Consider the following 25,636-nt stretch of genomic DNA (forward strand, 5'->3'; position numbering starts at 1 on the left):
CCGGTGGTCCCGCGAACCCGCCCGTTGCGCCTGACGGGTGCTAGCCCTGTCGGACGGTCCTGCGCCTACGGACCAGCAGCACCAGTGCCGCTCCGAGGGTGATCAGTGCCGCCGCACCGGCCACGGCGAACGGGATCGCCGCGCCCGCACCGGTGTTCGGCAGGTGCCCGGGGCCGGGCGCCGGCGGGGCCGGCTGGTCCGGCGGTGCCGGGACCGGCGTCGACGTGGTCGGCGGCGGTGTCGGCGTGGGCGTGGGTGTCGGGGTGGGTGTCGGGGTGGGTGTCGGCGTCGGCGTCGGGATCAGGCGGTTGACCGCCGTCACCGAGACCCCGTCGTCGAGGTTTCCGGAGTTCAGCACCAGCGGGCCGAACACCGTGACCTCCGGCGCCGCGTACCCGTCCGGCGGGCTCAGCTCCTGCCAGTAGTACGTGCCCGGCACGCCCTTGCCCTGGCAGACCCCGTCGGCCGGTGTGGTGCACGGCTCGCCGACCTTGGTGTCGGGCTTGTCGCCGGTCGGCTGCAGCCCGTCGGTGCCGTTCGTCTCGTGCCACAGCTGGAACTTGGCGCCCGCCAGCGGCTTGCCGTCCTGGTCGTTCTTCACCAGGCGCAGCGTGCCTTCCTGTTGCCGGAAGCCGAAGTCGTAGGTGTGGTCGTTCTGGCCCGGTCCGCCGGTGGTCAGTGCCCGTTCCGGGTACTTCCCGCCGGTGGGGACGATTCCCTTGGAGTCGATGAAGTGGTTGTCGCCGACGTCGTGTTCGGTCGGCACCCACTGGAACAGCGGGCCGTCCTTGGCGTAGTCGGCCGGGTTGTCCAGCTTGATGGTGTACTTGGTCTTCGGCTTGAGGCCTCCGTCGACGTTGCTGTCGTCGAAGTAGTACTCGCCCCGCGCCGTCGTCTTCGTCGTGCCGACGAGCTTCCCCGACTCGTCGTACAGGTGCACGGTGGCACCGGGTACCGGTCGCTGGCCGGGCAGTTGGAGGCCGCTGCGCTCGGGGTCGTACCAGACCCGGTTGCCGATCTGCAGCGGTGCCTGGTCGCAGAGCACCTCGAGGTCGCCCATCGCGGCGCCCTTGCCGAACGGCGGCAGCGGGCCGACCGGGTTGAGGCGCAGGCCGCCGTCGGCCTTGCCGTCGCGCTTGTCGAAGCCGGGGCCGTAGCCGAAGGCCATGCCGTTGGTGTCGTAGCCCGAGGTCGCGATGGAGCTCTCGACCTTGGAGAACGCCATTCCGGCGTTCAGGGCGTTGTTGTGGCCGATGCGGTTGTTGTCGAAGAACCGGGTGCCCCGGGTGGTGGCCCCGCAGCCGTTGTTGGTGTCCAGCACGTAGGCGCCGTTCACCAGGCAGGCCTTGTTCAGGTCGCCGCCGGGCAGGACCTTGGCCATCGTGCCCGCGGTCGGCCCGGCGGCCGACTGGTCGCCGAAGCGGTCGCGGAAGGCGATCAGCATCGTGCCGTCGGTCTCGATGGCGATCTCGGCCACCGCCGGTTCGGGGTTGGCCATGTAGTCGGTGCCGCAGGACCGGCCGTTCTGCGTGGCCGGGAAGTCGTCCTGCCAGGGGAACCAGCCGGCGCCGGGGCAGGCGGTGCCGACCGTGTTGCCGCGCGGGTAGTCGAGCGGCTGGTTCAGCACGGCCGGCTTGAACTCTCCGGTGGCCGGGTCGAAGGGCAGCACCACGGCCCGCAGGTCCGAGGTCTTGCCGGTCGACTCGCCGGAGCAGACGCCGCCGAGGTAGCCGGTGCCGTCCTGCAGGCCGAGGCCGTACGGACGCCAGTCCCCGGCCGCCGGGCAGCCCGGGTCGGGGATCGGGTACGCGGCCTTCGGCTGCGCCGCCGTCGCCGCGGTGGCGTCGTAGCGGTAGATCTTGCGGTCGTGGAGGTTGACGACGAAGAGGTCCTTGCCGTCCTCGCCGACCTTGATGGCGCCGAGGCTCTCCTTGCCCACCGCGGGCAGGAACGCGTCGTCGTTGCCGGCGCTGTGCGGCGTGGTGCCGGCGTCCGGGACGGTGGCGAAGAGGGTGGTCTTCTTCGTCGCCGGGTCGGTCACGTAGATCGCCCCCGGGCCGCCGGGCCCGTACGCCGTGGTGCGCTTGGCCGAGGCCGCGGAGAAGAGCCGCTTGTCGGTCCTGTTCCAGGCGACGCCGTAGATGTTGCCGGTCTGTTCGGCGGTGGCCAGGTCGGTCACCGTCGCGTCGGTCCCGGCCACGCCCCGGGCGCTGTACGGGAAGGAGACCAGCGTGTGCGCCGATTCGCCTTCCCTGGGGGCGGGTTGACAGGTCGACACCAGCGGCGCGTTCTTCTGGCAGTAGTCACCGGGGTTCCACAGGCCCGTGGTGAGTTCCACCTTCTTGCCGCCGGCGAGGTCGACGAACTCCTCGTTGCTGCTGAGCTGGTTCGGTGCGCCGGTCAGTCCCTGGCGGGAGGCGAAGGCCGGGAACAGCACACCCGGCTTCGGATTCACCACCTGAACCCGGTACTTGCCGCCGGCGGCCTTGCTCGCGGCCGGGGCCAGCGTGACCGTGCCGTCGGCCGCCGTGGTGCCCTCGATGCCGACTCCGGCGTCGTCGGTGAGCGTCACCTTCACGCCCGCCATTCCCGGTTCCAGCACGGGGGTCCACGTCCCGCTGGTGTCCACGGCCCGGATCACCCGGACCGTCACCGTGCCGTCGCCGGTCTGCGGAAACGCCGACGGGGCCGCGGCCAACGAGCAGGCGCCGATCGCGACGGCGAGCGCCACCGCGCCGCCCGCGGTGCGACGGCCGTACCGGTCGGGTCGCCGTCGGTCCGGGCCGCGCGCGGCACCGGCTGTTCGTTCACTTGTCGTCGTCATCCCTGCTCTCATCGTTACGTTGGGCATGGTCCGGTGGGGGCCTGCCGCCCGACCTCGTGAGGGAGTTCGCGAGAGTGGCGGAAAGCCGCCATCGTTAACGGGAGCTTAAAACGGCCTCGCGGAAGTTCGCAGGAAAACAAGGAACTTTGACGTGGCGTCAGACGTTTCGAGGGCCGTCGCACTATCGCGCTCCCCGCCCGGCTCCGGGCCGCCGACCTGCGCGAATCCGATCGCCCGCGCCACTCGCCGCCCCCGGGCTCCGCATGAACCTGCCGACGGTCGACACACTTCCCGCCGGAACTGCGCACAATCTACCCCAACTCACCGACCCCACCGACCACTTCCGTACCGGTACGACCGCTCCTGGTACGGCCGAAACCGGCTCTGGCACGATGGCCCGATGCGCATACTGGTCATGGGCGGTACCAAGTTCGTCGGACTCCACTTCGCCGAAGCGGCCCTCGCCGCCGGTCACGAGGTCACCGTGCTGCACCGGGGAAAGTCCGGTGCCGGGCTGCTCCCCGAGGCCACCCACCTGATCGCCGACCGCGACGGCGACCTGTCCGTCCTGCGCGGCCGCCGCTGGGACGCCACCGTCGACGTCAGCGCCTACTTCCCGCGCCAGGTACGGGACTTGGCCGCCGCGCTCGACCCGGGCGCCGCCGGTCGCTACCTCCTGGTCTCCTCCATGGCGGTGTACGACACCCCGGCCGCCCCGGGCTTCACCGAGGACTCCCCACTGCGGCCCGCCGACGGCCCGGAGGCCGACACGCTCACCGGCCGGACCTACGGCGTCCTCAAGGTCCAGTGCGAGCGCGCCGCCCGGCAGGCCTTCGGCCCCGGCACGCTGCTGGTGCGCCCGACGTACGTGATCGGCCCGCACGACTACACCCGCCGGTTCGACTACTGGGTGCGGCGCCTGGCCGCCGGCGGCGAGGTCCTGGCCCCGGGGCGGCCCGACGCCCCGATCCAGGTGGTCGACGCCCGCGACCTCGCCGCCTGGATGCTCGCCCTGCTGGCCGGAAACGCCTCCGGCGCCTACCACGCCGCCACCGCCCCACCGTTCGGCATGGGCGACCTCCTCGACGCCGTCGCCGCCGCGGTCGCCCCGGCCGGGACCACCGTCACCTGGGTGGCCGAGGACTTCCTGCGCGCGGCCGGCGTCCCGGAGCGCGCGCTGCCGCTGTGGCCCACCGACCCCCGGACCCGGGCCACCAGCACCGGCGACCCGGCCGCCGCCCTCGCCACCGGACTCGCGCTCCGCCCGGTGGCCGACACCGCCCGGGACATCGGCGCGTTCGAGCCACTGCCGGAGACGCTGACCCCCGGACGGGAGGCGGAGCTCCTGGCCGCCTGGCACCGGCGGTAGCCGCTCCCGCGCCGGGCGGCCGCGCCCGCCTTCTGCCGCGCCCACCGGAGCCGAGCCCCGCTCCCCCGAACCGCTGTGCGCCACCGGCCCCACAGCGCCTCGCCGGCCCCGGCCCGGACATCTCCCGGGCCGGGGCCTTCGGGTCCGTCCTCGAACCCCCGTCGTGCGCTCGGAAGGCGGGCGGGGGTTCGCAGACGGGCCCGAGGTCCTGTCCGCTCGCCCTCAGCCCGCCAGCGGCGGGTTGAGGCGGGCGAAGGCCTCCTGGCGGCGGTACGGGAAGTACGGGTAGGGGGCCGTGCGGGTGCTGGCGGCGTCGAGGCGGGCAACCTGGTCGTCGGTCAGCGACCAGCCGACCGCGCCGAGGTTCTGGCGCAGTTGCTCCTCGTTGCGGGCGCCGATGATGACCGAGGAGACGGTCGGGCGGCGCAGCAGCCAGTTGATGGCGATCTGCGGAACCGTGCGGCCGGTCTCGGCGGCGATCCCGTCCAGCACGTCGACCACCCGGTAGAGCAGCTCCTCCTCGACCGGCGGGCCGTAGTCGGCGGTGTCGTGCAGCCGGCTGCCGGCCGGGAGGGGCTGCCCGCGCCGGATCCGGCCGGTGAGGCGGCCCCAGCCGAGCGGGCTCCAGACCAGGGCGCCCACGCCCTCCTCCTCGGCGAGCGGCATCAGCTCCCACTCGTAGTCGCGCCCGACGAGGGAGTAGTAGACCTGGTGCGCGGCGTAGCGGGGGCGGCCGTGGCGGTCGGCGAGGGCGAGGGACTTCATCAGCTGCCAGCCGGAGAAGTTGGAGACGCCGGTGTAGCGGATCTTGCCGGCCCGGACCAGGTCCTCCAGGGTGGCGAGCACCTCCTCGATCGGGGTGCCCGCGTCGTAGGCGTGCAGCTGGAAGAGGTCCAGGTAGTCCGTGCCGAGGCGGCGCAGCGCGTCGTCCACGGACCGGGTGAGGCGGGCGCGGGAGGTGCCGGCGTCCTGGGGGCCGTCGCCGGTGGGCAGACCGGCCTTGGTGGAGATGAGCACCTGGTCGCGGCGGCCGCGGACGGCCTGGCCGAGCACCTCCTCGGAGGCGCCGTCGGAGTACACGTCGGCGGTGTCGAAGAGGGTGACGCCGGCGTCGACGGCGATGTCGAGCAGGCGGCGGGCCTCCTGGACGTCGGTGGTGCCCCAGGCCCCGAACAGCGGGCCGCGGCCGCCGAAGGTGCCGGTGCCGAGGCTGAGCGCGGGGACCTTGAGTCCGGACGTGCCGAGGCGGCGGTATTCCATGTCGGTACTGGCGGTGCTGGCGGTGCTGGCGGTGCCCATGACTGTTCTCCCCTCGAAGCCCCTAATGGGACTCCTGTTCCGTTAGGATGGGATCGAAGCTAGCAGACTCCCTCGACCTAATGGAACAGGAATCCCGTTAATGACCACCGATCCCGCCGACCCCTCCACCCCCGGCACCGTCCGCCCCGGCGGCCGGACCGCCCGGGTGCGTGCCGCCGTCCTGCGGGCCGCCGAGGACGCCCTGGTCGAGCACGGCTTCAGCGGCCTCGACCTCGGTGACATCGCCCAGCGGGCCGAGGTCGGCCGCACCACCGTCTACCGCCGCTGGGGCAGCACCACCGCCCTGGTCGCCGACCTGCTCACGGACATGGCGGAGCAGTCCCTGCCGCGCACGCACAGCGGCTCCCTCGCCGAGGACCTGCGGGCCAACGCCCGGCTCGTCCAGCGCACCCTGGCCGACCCCCGACAGGGCGCGCTGTTCCGCGCGGTCATCGTCGCGGCGCACTGCGACGCGGACACCGCCGAGGCGCTGCGGCACTTCTACCGGCGCCGGGTGGCGGAGTGGGCGCCGTGCGTCACCGAGGCCGTCGAACGCGGCGAACTCCCCCCGGACACCGACGCGTCGGAGGTCGTCCGGGCGGTCTCGGCGCCGCTCTACTACCGGATGCTGACCACCGCCGAACCGCTGGACGAAGCCGCCGCCGACCGCGCCGCGGCCGCCGCCGAGGCCGCCGCGCGCGCCGGGGCGTACCGGAGCGGCCGGGCCTGAACACGCGAACGGCCGCACAACGGCGGTGCGTTGTGCGGCCGCGGGAGGCGGGACGCGCAGAGCGGTGCTCAGCTCTCGTCGGACTCCTCGGGCTCCTCGTACTCCTCCCGCAGGTTCTCGACCACGCCGTGCCAGAGGTCCGACTCGTCCGGCCCCTGCCTCAACTCCTCCAGCAGCGCGACGAATTCGTCCAGCGCCGCCTTCGCGTCCCCGCCGGTGATCCGCTCCTCGAAGCGGGTCAGCAGCGCCAGCGCGCCGATCAGCGCGGGCAGCGAGTCGGCCGCCCAGCCGCCCTCGCCGCTCCCGTGGTCCCAGCCGTCCGGGTTGTAGATCCGCACGGCCCCGGATCCGGCGTCGACCATCAGGTGCAGCACGCCGACCGTCCCGACGCAGTACCCCCAGGCGGCCGGCGGGGTGTCGTCGTCCGGGGTGCGGTTGCCGAACAGCTCGTCGAGGTCCGCCTCCCACATCCCGCGCCCGGGCAGGCCGGTCGAGTCGTAGTCGAGGAGGTCGAGCCCGACGGCCGGGACGCCGACCCCGGCCAGGAAGGCCCGGGCGCCGGGCGACTCCAGGCGTTCGGGCAGCGCCTCGGGCCGCCAGAGCGCGCCCGGGCCGAAGCAGGACTCCAGCCAGGCCGCGTCGGGGTTGCGGGCGGCGGCGAGCAGCTCGGCGGTGGGCGTGGTCATCGGTGCGTCTCCCCCGGTCGGAACGGTGTACCGGCGCCATTCAAGCGCACGCCACCGACGGCGAGGGCCGCCGGGGGCGCACCCCCGACGGCCCGTCCGCGTCCGCGGTACGACGGCTCAGCGGCCGTCCTACTCGTAGTAGTTGTTGACGATCACCTCGGGGTCGTCGTCGAAGGCCTCGTTGAGCAGCGCGCCGCCGACCAGGCCCGCCGCGCCCGCGCCGATCAGCGCACCGGCGCCGAAGCGCCGGCCGCCGCCCTGACCCTGCTGGTCGGGCGCCTGCGGGTAACCCTGCTGCGGATAGCCCTGCTGGGGGTAACCCTGCTGCGGGTACCCGGGTTGCTGGACGGGCTGCGGGTAGCCCTGGTGCGGGGTGTAGAACGGCGGGACGGTGGTCTGCACCCGCTGGGCGCAGGCGACGCAGGTCTCGATCTGGCGCGGCACGCCCCACTGCGGCGACCAGAGCACGGCCGTCGTGCCGGCGCCGTGCGAGGGGTCGAAGAAACACGTCACGGGGGAACTCCCTGTCAGAGGCTGGGTCTGCGGTACGGCGGGCACGGCGGCGGGCACCACCGGCGCGGGCGGCGCGGAGGGCAGCGCGGGCTTCACGGGAGCCGGAGCCGATGCCGCAGCCGGAGCCGGCTGCAGGACGTCCACCCCGAAGTCCGCGGCGATGCCCGCGAGCCCCGCGGCGTACCCCTGCCCGACCGCCCGGAACTTCCAGTCCGCGCCGTGCCGGTACAGCTCGCCGAACACCATCGCCGTCTCGCTGCCCGCCTCCGGCGCCACGTCGTAGCGGGCCACCTCGGTGCCGCCGTCCGGGTCGGTGATCCGGACGTACGCGCTGCGGACCTGCCCGAAGCTCTGGCGCCGCTGCGCCGCGTCGTAGATCGCCACCGCGAAGACGATCTTCTCCACACCGGCGGAGACCTCCGCGAGCCGGACCTCGATCTGCTCGCGGTCGGCGCCGCCGCCGGAGCCGCCCTGGTGGCGGACCGAGCCGTCCGGGCTGCGCAGGTTGTTGAAGAAGACGAAGTTCTGGTCCGAGCCGACCTTCCCGTCCGCCCCGCAGAGCAGCGCGCTGGCGTCCAGGTCGTACCCGGCCCCGGCCGTCCAGCCGAGACCGACCCGGATCACCGCCAGCCCGGGGGCCTGCTTGCCCAGGGAGACGTTGCCGCCCTTCGTCAGGGCCACACTCATGGGACTTCCTCCACCGTACGAGTACCGCTGTTCGAGTACGACAACGCTGTAGAACTCGTGCCGGTTCCCGGCCCCGCCGTCAAGGTCGCGTCAGTGCCCGGCAGGTCGCGGACCGGTGCCCCGGATCAGTACCGGACGGGGAGTTCCAGCAGGCCGCGGGCGCGCAGGGTGGGGCGGTGGCGCAGCCGCTCGACCGGGACGTCGAGGGCGAGGCGGGGGAAGCGGCGCAGCAGGGCGGTCAGCGCGACGGCGGTCTCCATCCGGGCCAGCGGCGCGCCGAGGCAGTAGTGGATGCCGTGGCCGAGGGCGAGGTGGCCGTTCTCCCGGCGGCGCAGGTCGAGCCGGTCGGGGTCGGCGAACTGCTCGGGGTCGCGGTTGGCGGAGCCGAGGGCGAGCAGCACGGTCTCCCCGGCCGGGACGGTGACGCCGCCGATGGTGACGGGCTCGCGCGCGAAGCGGCGGATGGCCAGCGGGGCGGGGCCGTCGAAGCGGGCGAACTCCTCGACGGCGCCGTCGATCAGCTCCGGTTCGGCGCGCAGGGCGGCGAGCTGCTCGGGGTGGGTGAGCAGGGCGAGGACGGCGTTGGCGATGAGGTGGACGGTGTTCTCGTAGCCGGCGAAGAGGATGAGGAAGGCGAGCGAGGTCAGCTCGTCCTCGCTGAGCCGGTCACCGCCCTCCCCCTCCCGAACGTCCCGGACCTCGGGCTCGCCCTCTCCCCGCTCGTCCCGGACGGCGATCAGGTCGGAGAGCAGGTCGTCGCCGGGCGCGGTGCGCTTGCGCTCGATCAGCCCGGTGAAGAAGCCGAGCATCGCCTTGACCGCGGCGCGGGCCGCCTCCGGGCGGTCGGGGTCGGGGGTGATCAGGCTGTCGGTCCAGGCGCGGAAGTCGTGCCGGTCGTCCTCGGGGACGCCGAGCAGGTCGCAGATGACGGTGATCGGCAGCGGCGCGGCGTACGCGGCGAGCAGGTCGGCGCGGCCGGCCGGGGCCATGGAGTCGAGCAGCTGCTCGGCGACCTTCTCGACCGGGGCGCGCAGGGCGGCGATCCGGCGCGGGGTGAAGGCCCGGGAGACCAGGCGGCGGATCCGGGTGTGGTCGGGCGGGTCCATGTTGAGCAGGTTGGCGTCCAGCGCGGGCGGCAGCGCGAAGCCGCGGTAGTTGCCGGGGGCGGCGTGGGCCTTGTCGAGGGCGAGCCGCGGGTCGGCGAGGGCCTGGCGCACGTCGGGGTAGCGGGTCACCAGCCAGAACGGCAGGCCGTCCGGGCCGACGAGCCGGTGGACGGGCGCGTCGGCGCGCAGCCGGGTGTAGCCGCCGTACGGGTCGGCCACCAGGGACGTCAGGGAGAGCTCGGGCGCTGTCACCCGCTCAGCGTACGGGCACCGGCTCGGCGTACGGGCCGCGCGACGGCGCTCTGGCGGGGCGTCAGGTCCGGACCTATTGTCAGGTGACATGACACTTATACGCCGTACCGCCGGCCTGGCCGCCGCCCTGACCGGAACGCTCGTCGCGCTGCTGGCCCCGGCCGCCGCCCAGGCCGCCCCGGCCGGCTGCCGCACCGCCGTCACGGCGGCCCCGGACGCCGAGCAGGCCCGCCTCCAGGACACCCGCACGGCCGCCTTCACCGAGCGGTCCGGCCTGGACGACCTGCTCCGCGGCTTCCCCGCCGCCCTCTGCTCCGCCCGCACCCCCCACCGCGCCGAGCGGGTGGTGGACGCCTGGGGCCGGGCGCTGTGGCAGGCCGGCGTCGACCGCGCCCAGGGCCGGCGCCCCGGCGGCGAACTGCCCGCCCTCGACGACCGCCCGCTGTACTGGACCAGGCTCGCCATGACCGTCCAACTGGACGGCTGGCAGCCCGGGTTCACCGTCGACCGGGCCGGGCTGCGGGCCCGCTTCGAGGACGCCTCGCGCGGCCTCGCGGACGGCTTCGGCACCGCCCGCGGGATCCGGCGGATCTTCGTCAGCGGCTTCGACCCGTTCGGCCTGGACACCGAGCCGCGCCGCGCCAACCCCTCCGGCGCGGCCGTCCTCCAGCTGAACGGACGGCGGATCACCCTCGCCGACGGCAGCACCGCCGAGGTGCGGGCCGTCGTCCTGCCGGTCCGCTACGGCGACTTCGACCGGGGCATGGTGGAGCGCGCCTTCGGCCCGCACCTGGTGCCCGGCGGCCCGCAGTCCGCCGACCTGATCACCAGCATCAGCCAGGGCTACCCCGGCCTGTTCACCCTGGAGGCCTGGGCCGGACGCGCCCGCTCCGCCGACCCGTACCCCGACAACGTCGGCGCGCTCTCCGGCGGCACGACCAGCCACCCGGTCGACGCCCCCGGCCTGGCCGACGGGCCCCAGTTCATCCGCACCACGCTGCCGACCGACGCCATGACGGCCGTCCAGCAGCCCTACCCGGTGCTGCTCAACACCCCCGTCACCGAGATCCCGGCGGGCGCCACCGACCCCGTGGAGCGCGCCGACGGGCCCACCCCGGGCTCCCGCGCCGTCGCCGGCGGAGGCGGCGGCTACCTCTCCAACGAGGTCGCCTACCGCTCCAACCGCCTCCGCCTCGAACTCGCCCCCGGCCTCCCCGGCGGCCACCTCCACACCCCGGTCCTCACCGGCCTGCCGGCGGACGGGAACCTGCTCACCGCCCCGGAGTTCGAGCAGAACGAGGCGGCCATCGCCGACCAGGTCCGGGCCGTCCTGAGCAGCGCCCGGCTCTGAGCGGCGCCCGGCTCTGAGCGGCGGCGGGGGCGGGGGCGGGGGCGGGCCTCGGAGCAGGTCCGCCCCCGCCCCCGCTACGCCGGGTCGGCGAAGCGGGTCCCCACCGCCCGGGCGCGGGAGGCCGCGATCTCGGCGTGCGCGGCCGCCCGGTCCGCCCAGTGCGAGCCCTCGACGGACTTGCCGCGCTCCAGCTCCTTGTACACCCGGAAGAAGTGGCTGATCTCCCGCAGGTCGAACTCCGGCAGGTCGCCGATGTCCGCCAGGTCCGCGTAGCGCGGGTCCCCGGCCGGGACGCACAGCACCTTCTGGTCCGGGCCGCGCTCGTCCCGCATCACCCACATGCCCACCGCCCGGCAGGTCAGCACACAGCCGGGGACGGCCGGTTCGCCGCCGAGCACCAGGGCGTCCAGCGGTTCGCCGTCCCCGCCGAGGGTGCCCTCGACGTAGCCGTAGTCGGCCGGGTAGCGGGTGGCCGTGAACAGGGTGCGGTCCAGGCGGATCCGGCCCGCCACGAAGTCCATCACGTACTTGTTCCGCGACCCCCGCGGGATCTCGATCAGCACCTCGAACTCCACCGCGGCCTCCTCCTCGGCTCCTGGGACAGCTCCCGGGCTCCCGCACTCCCGATCGCCCGAACTCCCGAACGCCCGGGCTCCCGAACTCCCGAACTCCTGGACTCCTGGACTCCTGGACTCCCGATCGCCCGGGCTCCCGGAGCCGGACTCCCGGAGAGATTGTCGGCCGTTCGGACACCCTCCGAAACCGCCACCGCCGTTCGGCGGAGTCCGCTAGCATCCGGGCCATGGGGAGCTGGCGGGTCACTGTCATGGGCCATGATCGCAGGAGCGGCGAACGGCCGCAGGGCCGGCCGGACGGGCCGCTGGCCCGGCGGGACGGGCTGGAGGTGCACGGCCGGAACGGCGAGCTCAGCTGCGTCGACGCCACCGGCCGGGTCCGCTGGCAGCAGCCCTGCCCGGGCCGCCCCAACGCGGCGCACCTCTCCTCCGGCCGGGTCCTGGTCACCACCGACTCGTTCGACTACACCGCCTGGGGCCACCTCGGCCCCGCCCTCCTGCTGGACCTCGCCGACGGCAGCACGGTCGCCGAACTGCGCGGGGACCGCGCGGCGGCCCTCGGCGGCGGCCGCTTCGCGCTCGGCCTGGCCGGCTACGACGCCTTCGACACCCGGGCGTACGACCGTGACGGCGCCCTGGTCGACTCCTGGCGCAGCTACGGCCACTACGTGGTCGGCAGCGGCCTGCGCGTGGTCGAGACGGACCGCCGCCACCCGACCGAGAGCCGGGTGGTGCGGCTGCTGCCGGGCGGCCGGATCGAACGCGGCCCGCTGCTCACCGACCCGCAGGCCCCGGAGCCGCTGGTGCTGCCCGACGGCACCCTCCTGGTGCTCGACGCGGGCGTGCTGCGGGCCGTCGGCCGCGACCTGGACGACACCGTCCTCGCCGAGCTGCACCCGCTGCCCGCCGACGAGCAGCACCGGTTCAGCGGTTCGCTGCGCCGTACCGCCGACCGCCTCGACGTGACCCTGGTCGAACGCCACCCGACCCGGATGGGCGCCTACACCACCCACGCCTGGCACCTCGACCTGCACGCGCTCTGAGGCCCGGCACCGCGACCTGCACGCGCCCCGGTAGGGCCCGGCACCGCGGCCTCCCGGCCAGGTCTCGATTGTGCGGCGGAACTGACGGGCCGACAGTGCTTCGCCCACGACTCCTCTACGGTGACGCCTGCGACAACCGTCATCTGCAAGAGGGGGCACTCCATGTCCCGGAGCCGGAAACTCCACCGCCTCGGCAACCCCGACACCGACGAACGCCGCGCCCAGCGCGTGCTGTTCCGCCATCTCCGCGACGACACCAACGCCAACCGCGGCCGGATGTCCAAGCGGGTGCGCGAGCTCCAGCTGCTGGTGGCGATGGACCCGGTCGAGTTCGAACAGCTCGTCGCCCGGCTGATGGCGGCGATGGGCATGAAGGTCGAGCTCACCGCCCGGTCCCGGGACGGCGGGGTGGACGTCCGCGGGATCGACACCGACCCGTTCCGCGGCGGGAACGTGATCGTGCAGGTGAAGCGGTACCGGGACACGGTGCCGCCGTCGGCGGTGCGCGACCTCTACGGCACGCTGCGGGCCGACCCGGCCGCGACCAAGGCCGTCCTCGTCACCACCAGCAAGTTCGGCCCGAGTTCGCACCAGTTCGTCACCGGCAAGGCCGTCGCCCTGATCAACGGCGCCGAACTGGTCGGGCTGCTCAAGCACCACGGCTTCCACGAGGTGTTCGCCGCCGCCCAGGAGGACGCCGCCGAGGCCGCCGACCTGGACGCGCTGCCCGCGATCGAGGTCGCGGCCGAGCCCGCCCGGCTGCTCCTGCACTGGACCGGCGAGCAGGAGTACGACATCGCCGCCCTGGTCTGCCGCGGCAACGTCGCGGTCTCGGACGACCACCTCGTCTTCTACAACAACGGCTCCACGCCGGACGGTTCGGTGCGGCTGGTGACCGGCTACGAGGACGCCAACGCCTGCCTGATGGTCGACTTCGACGCGCTGCCCGCCGACGTCGACCGGCTGGTCGTCATCGCCGCCGCCGACACCGAGAACCACCCGGACGCCACCATGGCCGGCTTCGCCGGACCGGCGCTGATCCTCGAAGCCGGTGCCGGTCAGGACGCCGCCGTGATGCACCTGGCCGACGGCGCGCAGACCAACACCGCGATGCGGCTCGGCCGCTTCGACCGCGACGCCTCCGGCGACTGGGAGTTCACCCCGGCCCTCGCCGGCTACCCGGGCGGTCTGCGCCAGGCCGTGGTCGCGTACGGCCTGGAGGTCGTGGACGCGTAGCCGACGGGGTGCCCGGCCGCGGCGGTCCTGCGGCCGGGCACCCCGCGCCCTCAACCGTCAGGACACGACCGGCAGTTCCAGCACCGAGGCCCGGCCGTCGCCCCACCCGATCCGGTAGCTCGCCCGCCCGTCGGTCGGGAGCACCTGGAAGGAGTCGGGGTTGGCGGCGGCCACGGTGAGCCGGATCCGCTCGCCGGCCCGGAAGAGCACCGAGACCGGCTGGAGGTCGATGGTGACGCGTTGCGCCTCCCCCTGCGGGAAGTCCTCGGCGTCCTCCGCCGCGTAGGTGCGCGGCGTGCGCAGCCGGCGCCAGTCGGGGTTCTCGCCCCGGTCGGCCACCTTCCTTTCTGTCAGGGCGAGTTGACCTTCCGTCAGATACGTCACCCGGCCGTCCGGCGCGACGTCCTCCAGGTAGACGTGCAGCGCGCCGCGCGCCGACCCCTCCAGGCCGGTCACGTCGAGGGTGACCTTCCCGTTGCCGGTGACCCGGGTGTCGGCGGTCAGCGGGGCGGAGGTGTAGCCGAGCAGCTTGGCGTCGACGGCGGCGCGGTCGGGGTAGCTGACCTCGTCCCCGCTGAGGTTGGTGTTCCAACGGTCGAGCGGGCCGGTGCCCGCGGTCGGGTCGAGGCGGAGCAGGTCGGAGCCGGTGCGGTGGTCGTCCGGCTGTCGGCCGAGCATGTGGTCCGCTCCCAGGTGGAGCCGCCGGGTGCGGGTGCCGGGCACCGGCCAGCGGGTGGTGGTGCGCCAGACGCCCTCGTTGAAGGTGTAGTAGTGCACCTGCCGTCGGCCGTCGGGGCGGGCGCCGCCGCGGACGTAGCGGTCGAAGAAGGCGAGGGTGCGCCGGTCGAGTTCGCCGCGTTCCGCCGCGGTGAGCGGGCGGGCCGGCTGGAACGGGTCGGCGAGCGAGGCGGCGCCGTGGTTCCAGGGGCCGATCCAGTCGTCCTGGGTGTTGGACAGGCCGGTGAACTGGGAGAGCACGCCGTTCGCGGTGCCGGCGTCCAGCCAGCCGGCCGTGGTCAGGACCGGCACCCGGCCGGCCTCGACGGCCTCGGTCCGCTCGCCGACACTGCCGACCGTCCAGCTCTCCGGTCCGTCCCGGTAGTCGCGGTGCGCACCGGAGTTCGCCATCTCCACCAGGTTGGCGTTGTCCGCGTGCTCGGCACGCGCGGCGGCGAGCAGGGCCGGCCCGTCCGGGCCGTCGACCGGTCGGGGCTGGAGGCCGGTGAGGCCGGTGTCCGCGCAGAGCCGCCTGGTCCGCTCGTCGGTCTCGCAGGTGGTGCCGCCGGCCTGGTCGAGGATGCGCAGCAGCAGGGCGTACGGGGCGAGCCGGGGTTCGATGAGCGCGCCGCCGGGGCGGACCAGGTCCTCGTACGGGTCGAAGTCGTAGGAGACCGGGGCGGCGGCGGTGATGTGGTGGTTGCCGAGGGAGGTGGCGAGCATCGCGGTGTCGCCGCCGTAGGAGACGCCGGTGGTGCCGACCCGGCCGTTGGACCAGGGCTGGGCGGCGATCCAGTCGCTGAGCGGGCCACTGTCGGCGGTCGCGTCGGCGCCGAGTTCGGAGGTCAGGGTGCCGAAGGAGGCGCCGGTGCCGCGCAGGTCGGCGACGACGTAGGCGTAGCCGCGGGCGGTCCACCGCCGGGCCTCCTCGCCCGCGCCGCCGGGCTGGCCGACCCGGACCGCGGCCCGCCAGTAGCGCTGGGTGACCAGGACGGTGGGCAGGCCGGCACCGGCCCGGGTGCCCGCGGGCAGATGGACGTCGACGGCGAGCCGGACGCCGTCCGGCATGGTCACGTAGCGCGACTCCAGCTGCGGCTGGACCGGCCCGACGGCGGGCCCCGCGGCGGGTACGGCGGCAGCCGGGGCGGCCGCGAGCGCGAGCACCGCCGCGGCCGCGGCCAGCGCCGACAGCGGGCGGCGCGGCATGCCCCGCCTCACCGGCCGGTCGTCTTCCAGGGGCCTTCCTCCGGGCGGGCCTCGGTGTCCGTCCCGGGCCAGGGCGGCATGGTGACGGCGGTGACCCGCAGCGGCCCGTCGGAGTCCTCGTCCGCCCGGAACTGGAAGGCGGTGCCCAGCGGTACCGACACCGCGGTGCCGGGCAGCAGCCGGACGATCTCCTCGCGCTCGCCCTGGCGGCGCCAGAGTTCGCCGCGGCCCGCGGTGACCTGCCACAGCTCCTGGACGGTGGCGTGGGAGACCGCGTGGGTCACCTGCCCGGGGGCGAGCGCGAACACCGCGAGGCTCCCCTGCCCCTCCAGGACCAGCAGCGGGTACACCTCGGCCCCGTCGGGGGCGGTGACCACGGGGGCGTCCGCGACGTCCGCGGTGCCGAAGGGCTGGTGCTCTGCCTGATTGCTCATCCGACGACCTGGCCTCTCTCGTGTGACCGAGTAGCGTGGTCCCGTCCCCCACCGCCGATGGGACCACGGCCACGCGGCCTGCGCCAGAGGGCCCTACGCCGTCGCCACCCCTGACTGACCGTTGCCGTTGCCGCTGCCGCTGCCGAAGTCGCGTACCGCCTCGGAGACGATCGCCTCCAGCCGGGCGTGGTGGGCGCCGCGCCAGTACGCCTGGCCGCAGTCGTCGCACTGGGCGAAGGCGTCGTAGGAGCGCTCGGTGCCGTCCCGCAGCTGCTCGCGCACCGAGGTCTTGGTGGCGGCGTGCAGCGTGCCGTTGCAGGTGGTGCAGCGGCTCCAGGGCGCGAGCGGCGGGGCGAAGCGGGAGAGCACGTCGCGCAGCTGCTCGGCGGGGCGGTGGCTGTAGACGTAGGCGCCGGCCCAGAGTTCGCGGCGGCGCAGCAGGCCGCGGTCGCGGGAGAGCATGACGCGCTGTTCGGCGGCGGAGCGGGCGGCCAGCGCGGCGTCGCCGATGTCGGGGTTCTCGTACGCGGCGTCCACGCCGAGCAGCCGCAGCCGGCGGGTGAGGGTGCCGAGGTGGACGTCCAGCAGGAAGCGCGGCGGGGTGTGCGAGGGCTGCGGCCTGGTCACGGCCCGGACGGAGACGTGCTCGCCGTCGGCCGGCACGTGGGCGTCGGGGACGGCCCGGCCGTCCACCACGAGGGCGCCGACCTCGGTGAGCGGCACGCCCAGGGACTCGACGACGTGGCCGAGGGTGGAGGCGCCGTCGGTGTGCAGCGCGGTGCGGCCGGCCCGCCGGGGCGAGGAGACGAAGAGGTGCAGCTCAGGGGCGAAGTCGAGCCAGATCTGGGGTCTGTCCACGCGGCCAGCATGCCAGCGCGCGGGTGGCGGGGCCAGCGTTTTCCGCTCTCCCCGCCCCCGCTCGGCGTCGTCGCGCTTCGTCCGGCTCTGTCCCCCTCCGCTACGCGCCCTTCGCGGCGGTGTCCGCCACGACCCGGGCGGAGGGCGCCGCCAGGTGCTCGCGGTCCCGTGCCGCCCAGCGGGCGACCGGCCCCATCGCGTACCCGGCCGCGAGGAAGACCCCGCCCAGGACCAGCCACCCGGCCAGGCCCCCGTCGAGCAGGAGCGTGGTGAGCAGCAGCGGTCCGAGGGTGCGGGCGACGGCGACGCCGGTGCCGAAGAAACCCTGGTACTGGCCGATCCGCTCCGGCGGGGCGAGGTCGAAGCCGATCTGCCAGGAGCCGGCCGACTGCCGCATCTCGCCGGCCACCTGCAGCACGGACGCCGCGGTCAGCAGCGCGCCGACCGCCCAGACGGGCACGTCGAGGGCGGACAGTCCGAAGACCGCGCAGCAGCCGAGCAGCAGCACGCCGGCCGAGCGGACCGCCCGGGCGGCCGTGTCCAGGCCGGTGACGTCGCGCGCGGCCCGGACCTGGAAGGCCAGCACGGCCACGGTGTTGAGGACGAACAGGGCCGAGCCGAGCCAGCCGATCGCGGGGGCGCGCTGGGCGATCCAGAGCGGGATGATCAGGCTGAGCAGCGGCATCCGCAGCAGCAGGACGGCGTTGACCAGGGTGACGGCGGCGTACCGCCGGTCGCGCAGCACGGCCAGCCGCGGTCCGGTGCCGGATCCCTCGGGGGCGGGCGGCACTTCGGGCAGCCGCCGCAGGACCAGCGCGCCGATCAGCAGGCCGACGGTGGTGAGGACGAAGGCGCCGAGGTAGGCGTCGCGGGTGCCGACGCTGAGCGCGATGCCGCCGACGGCGGCGCCGACGGCCAGGCCGCCGTTGAGCGTCGACTGCAGGTGGGCGAGCAGGCCGGTGCGTTCGGCGGGCGGCACGAGTCCGGCGACCAGCGCCTGCCGGGCGGCGCTCAGTCCGGACTGCGCGGTGGCGTAGAGGCAGACCGCGAGCAGGAACAGCGGGTAGGAGCGGATCACCAGGAAGGCGGCGACCACGGCGGCGGCGGCGAGCCCGAGCGCCACCGCGGTGCGGCGCGGGCCGCGCCGGTCGGCGAGGTGGCCGAGCGGGACGCCGGCGACGGAGCCGAGCGCCCAGGCGACGGCGAGGCCGATCCCGAGGGCGGTCGGTGACATCCCGACGACGCGGGTGAAGTAGAGCGCGGAGCAGGTGTAGTACGCGCCGTCGCCCACCGCGCTCGCCAACTGGGCTGCGGCCAGGGTCCGCTGGGGGCCGGCGGGCGGCAGGAGGGTGCTCCACCGGGCGGATCGGTCGGTCGGCACGTCGCTCCTTCGCTGGTCCGCGGCCGATCGGTCACGGACGGTCACTGTTCTGCGGTGTCCGGCCGTGAACCCACGGACGGACGACAGCACCGACGCACGGACGGGCGGCGTGCGGCCGGGAGTTCACAACCGTCGGCGACGGTTCGCCACCTACCCTAGGCAGGAACTGGCCCATCCGAAAGGTCCAGTGATCAAGGGATTTCTTGGGCCACTTCCGGGCTCCGCCGCACCGCCGACCGAGCGCTGAACCCCCGTGCGACAGCGGCGCGTTGGGCTCCCCGACCGCTTCGCGGCCGTCCTGGCCGGGCCGTTCCCGCGCCGCCGAAGCGCCGTCCGTACCCGTTCCGACTCCGCGGGCGCAGAACGTTGCAAAAGCGAGATCGGCCAATTCGGGGGCCAACTTTGACCGTGTTGACCCGTCAGTAGCGCCCTTTTATGCTCAACGGCGTTCGCGGTCCGGCACCGGGGCCCGGGCCGTCGTGCCCGCCCGAACCGGTGCCGTCTCTCCGGCTCGAAGGGTTCCTCCCATCAGCACCTCCATCGCCCCCTCGGACTCCACCGGTCGCCCGGGCGACGCCGGACAGCCCCACCCCCTCAACCGTCCGGGCACCGCGACGGAAGCCGGCCCCCACCTCACCCCGGACGCGAGCACGGACACCCCGACGGACACCTCGACGGACGGCGCACCGGACACCACACCGGACGCCGGGCCCACCGGCCGCCGCCGGTTCCTCACCTACCTGCTGGCCGCGCCCACCCTCACCATCGGTGCCCGCCTCGGCCTCGACACCGCCGCCCCCGCCACCGCGCAGGCGGCCACGCCGGGCGCGGCACAAGCCGCACAAGCCGCCCACGCCGCGGCCGCCGCCCGGGACGCCGCACCCCCGCAACTGCTCGGCCTGCCCGGCATCCCGGACGTCATCGACCTCGGCGACGCGATGATCCTGGCCGGACTGCCGACCTCCCACCTGCTGGTCCTGGAGATCACCCCCGCCGGGCGCGCCGTGCTGTACCTGCCCCGGCTGGAGGTCGGCCAGGGCCTGACCACCGCGATCGCGATGATGGTCGCGGAGGAGCTCGACGCCAAGCTCACCGACGTGGACGTGCCGCTCTCCGACGGCCGCCCCGAACTGCTCTTCAACCAGCTGACCGGCGGCTCCAACTCCGTCCGCTCGCTGTACGACCCGGTGCGCGGCGCGGCCGCCGCCGCCCGTGCCCGGCTGGTGACCGCCGCCGCCAGGCGCTGGAACGTTCCGGCAGACTCCCTGCGCACCGCCGACTCCGCCGTGCTCGCCCCCGACGGCCGCCGGGCCGGCTACGGCGAACTCGCCGCCGACGCCGCGACGGTGGTCCTGCCCGCCGTCCCCGGTACGCCCAAGCCCGCCGACCGGCTCCGCCTGGTGGGCACCCCGACCGGCCGGATCGACGCCCGCGACATCGTCACCGGCCGCGCCAAGTACGCCGGCGACCTCCAGGTCCCCGGCGCCGTGCCCACCGTGGTCGCCCGCCCCACCACCGTCAACGGCACCCTCAAGTCCCTGGACGCCTCGGCCGCCCGCGCCATGCCCGGGGTGCTCGGCGTGGTGCAGATCCCGAGCGGGGTCGCCGTCCTCGCCGAGACCTTCGACCAGGCGCTCAAGGCCCGCGACGCGCTGCGCACCAGCTGGAACCCGGGCCCGGTCGCCGGGCTGTCCGACGCCGACGTCAAGGCCCGGCTGCGCTCCGCCCACCTGCCCTTCCTCATCCCGCCGCTGCTGACCCAGTACGTGGACGGGGAGTTCGACTTCGCCTTCGTGAACCACGCCCCGATGGAAGTGCTCACCGCGATCGCCGACGTCCGGTCGAACCGGGCCGAGCTGTGGTTCGCGGCGCAGAGCCCGATCGTCGCCCAGCAGACCATCGCCGCCGAACTCGGCCTGCCGCAGAGCGCCGTCACCGTGCACGTGGTCCGCGGCGGCGGCTCCTTCGGCCGTCGGCTGTTCTTCGACGCGGCGCTGGAGGCGGCCCTGATCTCCAAGGCGGCGGGCCGCCCGGTCAAGCTGATGTGGACGCGCAACGACGACATGCGCCACGGCCGGATGCGCCCGGCCAGCCACCACCGGGTCCGGGCCACCTACGCCCTGGGGCAGGTGCTCAGCTGGGAGCACCGCGCCGCCACCGTCAAGACGGACCTCGGACACGGCCTCGGGGAGGCGCTCTCCGCCGCCGGGTTCAGCCTCTCGGTGGCCGGGCTCAGCCTCGCCCAGGCGTTCTTCCTGCTCACCGAGAAGAACCCGTACAACGTGGGCGTTCCCACCCAGCTGCTCTCCGAACTGCCGCTGGCCGTGCACACCGGCAGCTGGCGCTCGGTCTACTCGGGCAGCGTCCGGGTGGCCGACGAGATCATGATGGACGAACTGGCCCGGCGGATGGGCCAGGACGAGGTCGCCTTCCGCCGCGCCCGGCTGCGCGGCGCCGCCGGCCGGGCCGTGCTGGACACCGTCGCCGCGAAGGGCGACTGGGGCCGCCCGATGCCCCCCGGCCAGGCGCAGGGCATCGGCTACCACGACGAGCACGGCAGCATCGCCGCCTACCTGGTCGAACTGGACGCCACCGACCGCGCCAACCCCCGGGTCACCAAGGCCGTGATCGCCGCCGACGTCGGCCGGGTGATCAACCCCAAGGGCCTGGAAGCCCAGTTGACCGGCGCGCTGGTCGACGGCATCTCGGTGATCCTCCAGGCCGGCAACCACCTCGACAACGGTGCCTTCCGCGAAGGGAGTTACGGCGACTTCCACTACGCCCGGCAGCGGCACACCCCGCCGACGGTGGAGATCCACCTGCTGCCGCCGAGCGGATCGCCGGGCGGCGCGGGCGAGTTGGGCGTCCCGGCCGCCTCCGCCGCGGTCGCCAACGCCTACGCCCGGGCGACCGGCACCAGCCCCCGCTCCTTCCCGATCAACTTCTGAGGACCCGCCCCCATGCCCACCCACACCTTCGTCCTCAACGGGCAGCCCGTCACCGTCGAAGCCCCGGACGACATGCCGCTGCTCTGGGTGCTGCGCGACAAGCTCGGCGTCACCGGCCCCAAGTACGGCTGCGGGGTGGGCGTCTGCCGCGCCTGCACCAGCCACCTCGACGGCCAGGAGTTCCAGCCCTGCACCCGGTCCGTCAAGGACTGCGCGGGCCACACCGTCACCACCATCGAGGGCCTCGCCGACGGCGAGACCCTGCACCCCGTCCAGGAGGCCTGGCTCTCCTGCGACGTCGCCCAGTGCGGCTTCTGCCAGCCCGGCCAGATCATGGCGGCGGTCGCCCTGCTGCGCCGCACCTCGAACCCGACGGACGCGGACATCGACCAGATCCAGAACGTCTGCCGCTGCGGCACCTACCCGCGCATCCGCGAGGCGATCAAGCAGGCCGCGGCCCGGCAGCCGGCGCAGCCCTGACGCGGGCGCGCCGGCGCGGACGGGCCTGGCGCCGGCGAAGACGGGCCCTACCGAAGCACCACCGGCGCCGCCGGGGTCACGGGAGCACCACCGGCGCCGCCGGGTCGCGGCCGAAGAACGCGGCGAGCCGGTCGTACGGCGGCGCGTCCTCGGGCACGGTGACGGCGGGGCCGAAGGCGTACCGCTCCTCCTCCACGCCCCGGTACTCGGGTTTGAGCGCGCCCTGCGCCCAGGCGAGCGCGACCAGCGCGACCTCGTGGTCCAGGCCCTCGGTGGACTGGCCGCTGGCCCGGGCCAAGTCCCAGCCGTGGACGGCGAATTCGGTGGTCTGCTGGTCGAGCGGGAAGCGGGCCGGCACAGTGCCGAGGCCGGGTGCCTCGACCGTCCCGTCGAGGTCCCCGGCCGCGCGCCAGGCGTCGACCAGTTCCTCGGCCCCGGCCTCGAAGGCGTGCAGCCAGTCCTCCTCGACCCGCTCGAAGGGCTCCGACCAGTCCGGCTGCCCGCCGTTCGCCCGTACGGTGAACTGCCGCAGGTCGTGGAGCAGGTGGCTGACCAGGTCGCCGACGTCCCAGGAGTGGCAGGGGGTCGGGTGGCCGGCCAGTTCGACGCCGGTGCCGTCGATCAGTCCGGCGGTCTGCGCGAGGGCCCGGGCGAGCAGTCCGATCGGGTCGTCCGCTGCGGTCATGGCACACCTCTCGGTCGGGGCACGGGTCGTGCCGGGCGGTCGATCGTAAGCACGGGCGCCGACGACCGCCCGGCACGACACCGCCCGGCCCGTGGCGCGCGCCGGCGCGCGCCACGGGCCGGGCGGTCGGGACCGCGGCTGCGTGCCTCAGGCCGCGAAGCCGCCGTCCACCGCCAGCTCCGCACCCGTGACGTACCGGCCGTCCTCGCCGACCAGGTAGGCGACGGCGGCCGCGACCTCCGCGCCGGTGCCGAAGCGGCCGAGTGCGGTGAGCCCGGCCTGGAACTCCGCCGACGGGCCGTCGGCCGGGTTCAGGTCGGTGTCGATCGGGCCCGGGTGGACCAGGTTGGCGGTGATCCCGCGCGGACCGAGCTCGCGGGCGAGCGCCTTGGTGAGCCCGATCAGCGCGGCCTTGCTGGTCGCGTACAGCGTGCCGCCGGGGAAGGCGACCCGCTTGGCCATGCAGCTGCCGATGGTGACGATCCGTCCGCCCTCGGCCAGGTGTGCGGAGGCGGCCTGCGCGAACAGGAAGGGCGCCCGGACGTTCACCTCCAGCACCCGGTCGACGTCGTCGAGGGCCAGCTCGCCGATCGGGCCGAGGGCGCCGACCCCGGCGTTGTTCACCAGGACGTCCAGCCGCCCGAACCGCTCGGCGACGGCCGCCACCGCGGCCCCCACCGCCTGCGGGTCGGCGCTGTCCGCGCGGACGGCCCAGCCGGTCCGCCCCATCGCGGTGATCTTCGCGACGACCTCCTCGGCGCGCTCGGCACCGCCCTGGTAGGTCACCACCACGTCGGCGCCGTCCTCGGCCAGCCGCAGCGCGACCGCCGCGCCGATCCCCCGGCTGCCGCCGGTCACCAGGGCCGCCTTGCCGTCGAGCACCGCGGTTCCGTTCATCGTCATATCTCCAGAACTCCTCGTTCCGATCTCGGACATGACTCGATCCTGGTCCCGGGCGCCGCAAACCTCCGGCGGTATTCAGACGTTGCGTTCAACGTTCAACTACACCAGGGAACGCCCCCGTACCCCGGCGTGCACGCCGCCCGCCGGTGGTCCGAGCAGCTGCCATCGCGCCGCTCCGAAACGCGGCGAGCCGAGCGGCCGCCCCGGGCAGGGGCGGCCGCTCGGCCGGGTTTCGCATGGTTCCGCAAGACGCGCCCCGAGGCTGAGGCAGGGCCCGCGGCGGAGGGGTGTGCGGAGGATCCGTCAGACGGTCAGCGTCTGACCCGGGAAGATCAGGTCCGGGTCACCGCCGATGACCTGCACGTTCTTTCCGTACAGCCGGTCGGTGTCGACGCCGAACCGGGCGGCGATGTCGCTGAGGGTGTCGCCGCTCCGGACGGTGTAGCTGTCGCCCGCGGTGTTCTTCTCCGTGACCGGCGCGGACTGCGCCGGCTTGGCCGACGGCCGGCCCTGCGCCGGGTCGGCGGCCCTGGGGGCGGGCTTGGCGGCCTGCTGCTTGGCCGCCGGGGCCGGCGCGGTGGCGGGCTTGGCCGCCTTCACCGGCGGCTTGGCGGCCTTGGGGGCGGGCTTGGCGGCCGGCTTCGCGTCATCGGCCGTGTCCGGGGCGGCGGGGGCACCGCCCTTGCTCAGACCGGCCTTCTTCGAGCAGACCGGCCAGGCGCCCGGACCCTGCGAGGCGAGCACCTTCTCGGCGACGGCGATCTGCTGCGCCCTGCTCGCCTGGTTGGCCTGGGGGGCGTAGGCGGTGCCGCCGTACGCCTTCCAGGTGCTGGGGGAGAACTGGAGCCCACCGTGGAACCCGTTGCCGGTGTTGATGCTCCAGTTGCCGCCGCTCTCGCACTGGGCGACGGAGTCCCAGGAGGAGGCGGGTGCGGCGGAGGCCGAGGTGGCCGTGACGAGGCCGACCACCGGCAGGGCCGCGGCTGCGGCGCCCGCGACGACCGCCATCCGCACGCGGTTGCGCTTGGTGACGGTGGTCTCGGTGGTGGCGGCGGTCTCGTGACGGGGAGTCATGTAGGTCCTCTCGACAAGCCCCGGGCGGGCAGGCGGAACCAAGCCCGGGACACGGGCCGTGGTTTCGCGCACCTCACTCGACGGGCGGCCGGACACGCGTCGGACGTGTCGTGCCGCCCCGGTCACCTCGGCTCGCCGTCGGCCTCGTCAGAGCCGGCCTGGTCGGCGGGCGCCGCCCTCGCGCCGTGGGTCAGTCGGCGGGCGGTGCGTCGGGGTGAACCCGGGTGGCGCTCGTTGCGCCGCCAATGAAGCTAGGGGCATCCCCGGGGCGCAGCAAGCAATTCTTCGACATCGCAGGTCAGTTGACTGTTACCGGCGGTATCGATCAAGAAAGTGCGCCCGGTTCGACCAGGTTTGTCAGCATTTTCAAGATCGAATGATCAATTTCCGTGCCCTCGCTCACACCTGTCCATTCGTCAGAGTCGGCACACCATCGACTCATCGCAACGAATGACTGACGGACCGTCACCACCGCACCCGGAGTTCCCGGTTCCGCGGGGCCGCCGGGTGGTATCCACCACACCCGACACGTTCCGTGGCGAGACGAACGCGCTCAGTTCCGTCCGCCGAGCTCCGCGTCCCGCGCCAGCAGCGCCGCCTGGACCCGGTTCTCGCAGCCCAGCTTGGCCAGGATCCGGCTCACGTAGGTCTTCACCGTCGCCTCGCTCATGTGGATCCGGGCTCCCGCGTCGGCGTTGGACAGGCCCTCGCCGAGCAGCCCCAGCACCTCCAGCTCGCGCTCGGTGAGCACCTCCAGCCGGCGCCGGGCCGCGGCGCTGCGGGCGGCCAGCGAGCCGCTGTGCCCGGCCGCCAGCGAGTCCACGATGTGCCGGGTGGCCGCCGGGGACAGGAAGGCGTTCCCGCCGGCCGCCGCCCGGACGGCCTGGATCAGCTCGTTCGGCGCGGTGTCCTTGAGCAGGAACCCGGCGCCGCCCTCGGTCACGGCGCGCAGGACGTTCTCGCGCTCCCCGAAGGTGGTGAGGATCAGCGCCCGCGCGCCGGGGGCGACCCTCGCCAGCTCCCCGAGCGCCGTCAGACCGTCCATCACCGGCATCTGGATGTCCAGCAGCACCACGTCCACCCGGTGCGCCCGCGCCAGCTCCAGCGCCTCCCGCCCGTCGGCGGCCTCGGCGACCACCTCGATGTCGTCGGCGGAGCCGAGGATCATCCTGATCCCGGCCCGGATGAGCGGCTCGTCGTCGGCGACGAGGACTCGGATCACGCTGGTCATTCCCCTCGAACGGTGCTTCGGCTGCGGCACCATCCTCACATCCCGCCG

The 25,636-nt window shown here is 74.5% G+C and carries 22 protein-coding genes; 8 read left to right on the top strand and 14 right to left on the bottom strand.

All coding sequences use genetic code 11. The features are described 5' to 3' along the window. Positions 1–40: 40 nt before the first annotated feature. Complete coding sequence (locus ACYP53_RS33950) at positions 41–2,824, bottom strand: SdrD B-like domain-containing protein (protein WP_459650300.1); 2,784 nt, start codon at positions 2,822–2,824, stop codon at positions 41–43. Positions 2,825–3,224: 400 nt separating this feature from the next. On the opposite strand from ACYP53_RS33950, the gene ACYP53_RS33955 reads away from it, so the two are divergent. Beyond that, the gene (locus tag ACYP53_RS33955; protein WP_459650301.1) at positions 3,225–4,193 is read left to right on the top strand and encodes an NAD-dependent epimerase/dehydratase family protein; all 969 of its coding nucleotides are present in this window, start codon (positions 3,225–3,227) and stop codon (positions 4,191–4,193) included. A gap of 222 nt (positions 4,194–4,415) precedes the next feature. Here the strand turns inward: ACYP53_RS33955 and ACYP53_RS33960 are convergent, their stop codons facing one another. Then, on the bottom strand, positions 4,416–5,453 hold the full coding sequence (locus ACYP53_RS33960) for an aldo/keto reductase (protein WP_459650947.1): 1,038 nt from the start codon (positions 5,451–5,453) through the stop codon (positions 4,416–4,418). 139 nt (positions 5,454–5,592) lie between these two features. On the opposite strand from ACYP53_RS33960, the gene ACYP53_RS33965 reads away from it, so the two are divergent. Beyond that, entirely contained in the window at positions 5,593–6,222 is a 630-nt protein-coding gene (locus ACYP53_RS33965) for a TetR/AcrR family transcriptional regulator (RefSeq protein WP_459650302.1), read from the top strand. A gap of 68 nt (positions 6,223–6,290) precedes the next feature. Here ACYP53_RS33965 and ACYP53_RS33970 read toward each other — a convergent pair whose 3' ends face one another. The 3 genes from ACYP53_RS33970 to ACYP53_RS33980 form a co-directional block, all read right to left on the bottom strand. Next, the gene (locus tag ACYP53_RS33970) at positions 6,291–6,908 is read right to left on the bottom strand and encodes an SUKH-4 family immunity protein (RefSeq protein ID WP_189926371.1); all 618 of its coding nucleotides are present in this window, start codon (positions 6,906–6,908) and stop codon (positions 6,291–6,293) included. Positions 6,909–7,037: 129 nt separating this feature from the next. Further along, positions 7,038–8,108: a TerD family protein gene (locus ACYP53_RS33975; protein WP_459650303.1), complete on the bottom strand. Its 1,071-nt coding sequence runs from the start codon at positions 8,106–8,108 to the stop codon at positions 7,038–7,040. A 125-nt stretch (positions 8,109–8,233) separates the two neighbouring features. Further along, positions 8,234–9,466 (bottom strand): cytochrome P450 family protein, encoded by a 1,233-nt coding sequence (locus ACYP53_RS33980; protein ID WP_459650304.1) that lies wholly within the window; start codon positions 9,464–9,466, stop codon positions 8,234–8,236. 88 nt (positions 9,467–9,554) lie between these two features. Here ACYP53_RS33980 and ACYP53_RS33985 point away from each other — a divergent pair, with 88 nt between their 5' ends. Then, entirely contained in the window at positions 9,555–10,817 is a 1,263-nt protein-coding gene (locus ACYP53_RS33985; protein WP_459650305.1) for a pyroglutamyl-peptidase I, read from the top strand. A gap of 74 nt (positions 10,818–10,891) precedes the next feature. Here the strand turns inward: ACYP53_RS33985 and ACYP53_RS33990 are convergent, their stop codons facing one another. Continuing rightward, positions 10,892–11,392 (bottom strand): inorganic diphosphatase, encoded by a 501-nt coding sequence (locus ACYP53_RS33990; protein WP_189926379.1) that lies wholly within the window; start codon positions 11,390–11,392, stop codon positions 10,892–10,894. 227 nt (positions 11,393–11,619) lie between these two features. Between ACYP53_RS33990 and ACYP53_RS33995 the strand changes: the two genes are divergently transcribed. Then, positions 11,620–12,435, top strand: a complete 816-nt coding sequence (locus tag ACYP53_RS33995) for a PQQ-binding-like beta-propeller repeat protein (protein ID WP_189926381.1) — start codon at positions 11,620–11,622, stop codon at positions 12,433–12,435. A 162-nt stretch (positions 12,436–12,597) separates the two neighbouring features. Then, positions 12,598–13,671 (top strand): restriction endonuclease, encoded by a 1,074-nt coding sequence (locus ACYP53_RS34000; RefSeq protein WP_189926383.1) that lies wholly within the window; start codon positions 12,598–12,600, stop codon positions 13,669–13,671. A 57-nt stretch (positions 13,672–13,728) separates the two neighbouring features. On the opposite strand, the gene ACYP53_RS34005 is transcribed toward ACYP53_RS34000, so the two are convergent. The 4 genes from ACYP53_RS34005 to ACYP53_RS34020 form a co-directional block, all read right to left on the bottom strand. Then, a complete protein-coding gene (locus ACYP53_RS34005) occupies positions 13,729–15,594 on the bottom strand; it encodes a CocE/NonD family hydrolase (RefSeq protein ID WP_459650306.1) in 1,866 nt (621 codons plus the stop codon). Between the two features lie 8 nt (positions 15,595–15,602). Further along, complete coding sequence (locus ACYP53_RS34010) at positions 15,603–16,028, bottom strand: cupin domain-containing protein (protein WP_459650307.1); 426 nt, start codon at positions 16,026–16,028, stop codon at positions 15,603–15,605. A gap of 93 nt (positions 16,029–16,121) precedes the next feature. Next, on the bottom strand, positions 16,122–16,886 hold the full coding sequence (locus ACYP53_RS34015; RefSeq protein ID WP_459650308.1) for a Mut7-C RNAse domain-containing protein: 765 nt from the start codon (positions 16,884–16,886) through the stop codon (positions 16,122–16,124). Positions 16,887–16,986: 100 nt separating this feature from the next. Next, positions 16,987–18,267 carry an MFS transporter gene (locus ACYP53_RS34020; RefSeq protein WP_189926389.1) on the bottom strand — a complete coding sequence of 427 codons (1,281 nt, stop codon included), beginning with the start codon at positions 18,265–18,267 and terminating at the stop codon, positions 16,987–16,989. A 479-nt stretch (positions 18,268–18,746) separates the two neighbouring features. On the opposite strand from ACYP53_RS34020, the gene ACYP53_RS34025 reads away from it, so the two are divergent. Beyond that, positions 18,747–21,215 (top strand): xanthine dehydrogenase family protein molybdopterin-binding subunit, encoded by a 2,469-nt coding sequence (locus ACYP53_RS34025; RefSeq protein WP_459650309.1) that lies wholly within the window; start codon positions 18,747–18,749, stop codon positions 21,213–21,215. Between the two features lie 12 nt (positions 21,216–21,227). Next, positions 21,228–21,695 carry a (2Fe-2S)-binding protein gene (locus ACYP53_RS34030; RefSeq protein ID WP_189926391.1) on the top strand — a complete coding sequence of 156 codons (468 nt, stop codon included), beginning with the start codon at positions 21,228–21,230 and terminating at the stop codon, positions 21,693–21,695. 76 nt (positions 21,696–21,771) lie between these two features. Here the strand turns inward: ACYP53_RS34030 and ACYP53_RS34035 are convergent, their stop codons facing one another. The 3 genes from ACYP53_RS34035 to ACYP53_RS34045 all read right to left on the bottom strand — a co-directional run bounded on the left by ACYP53_RS34035 (position 21,772) and on the right by ACYP53_RS34045 (position 24,357). Beyond that, positions 21,772–22,380 (bottom strand): TIGR03086 family metal-binding protein, encoded by a 609-nt coding sequence (locus tag ACYP53_RS34035; RefSeq protein ID WP_459650310.1) that lies wholly within the window; start codon positions 22,378–22,380, stop codon positions 21,772–21,774. Between the two features lie 147 nt (positions 22,381–22,527). Next, positions 22,528–23,283, bottom strand: a complete 756-nt coding sequence (locus ACYP53_RS34040; protein WP_189926515.1) for an SDR family NAD(P)-dependent oxidoreductase — start codon at positions 23,281–23,283, stop codon at positions 22,528–22,530. 303 nt (positions 23,284–23,586) lie between these two features. Beyond that, the gene (locus ACYP53_RS34045; RefSeq protein ID WP_189926517.1) at positions 23,587–24,357 is read right to left on the bottom strand and encodes a LysM peptidoglycan-binding domain-containing protein; all 771 of its coding nucleotides are present in this window, start codon (positions 24,355–24,357) and stop codon (positions 23,587–23,589) included. Between the two features lie 224 nt (positions 24,358–24,581). On the opposite strand from ACYP53_RS34045, the gene ACYP53_RS34050 reads away from it, so the two are divergent. Beyond that, positions 24,582–24,737: a hypothetical protein gene (locus ACYP53_RS34050; protein WP_189926519.1), complete on the top strand. Its 156-nt coding sequence runs from the start codon at positions 24,582–24,584 to the stop codon at positions 24,735–24,737. A gap of 173 nt (positions 24,738–24,910) precedes the next feature. On the opposite strand, the gene ACYP53_RS34055 is transcribed toward ACYP53_RS34050, so the two are convergent. Then, complete coding sequence (locus ACYP53_RS34055) at positions 24,911–25,579, bottom strand: response regulator transcription factor (protein ID WP_189926583.1); 669 nt, start codon at positions 25,577–25,579, stop codon at positions 24,911–24,913. Between the last annotated feature and the right edge of the window lie 57 nt (positions 25,580–25,636).

The organism is Kitasatospora sp. Ki12, assembly GCF_054601375.1.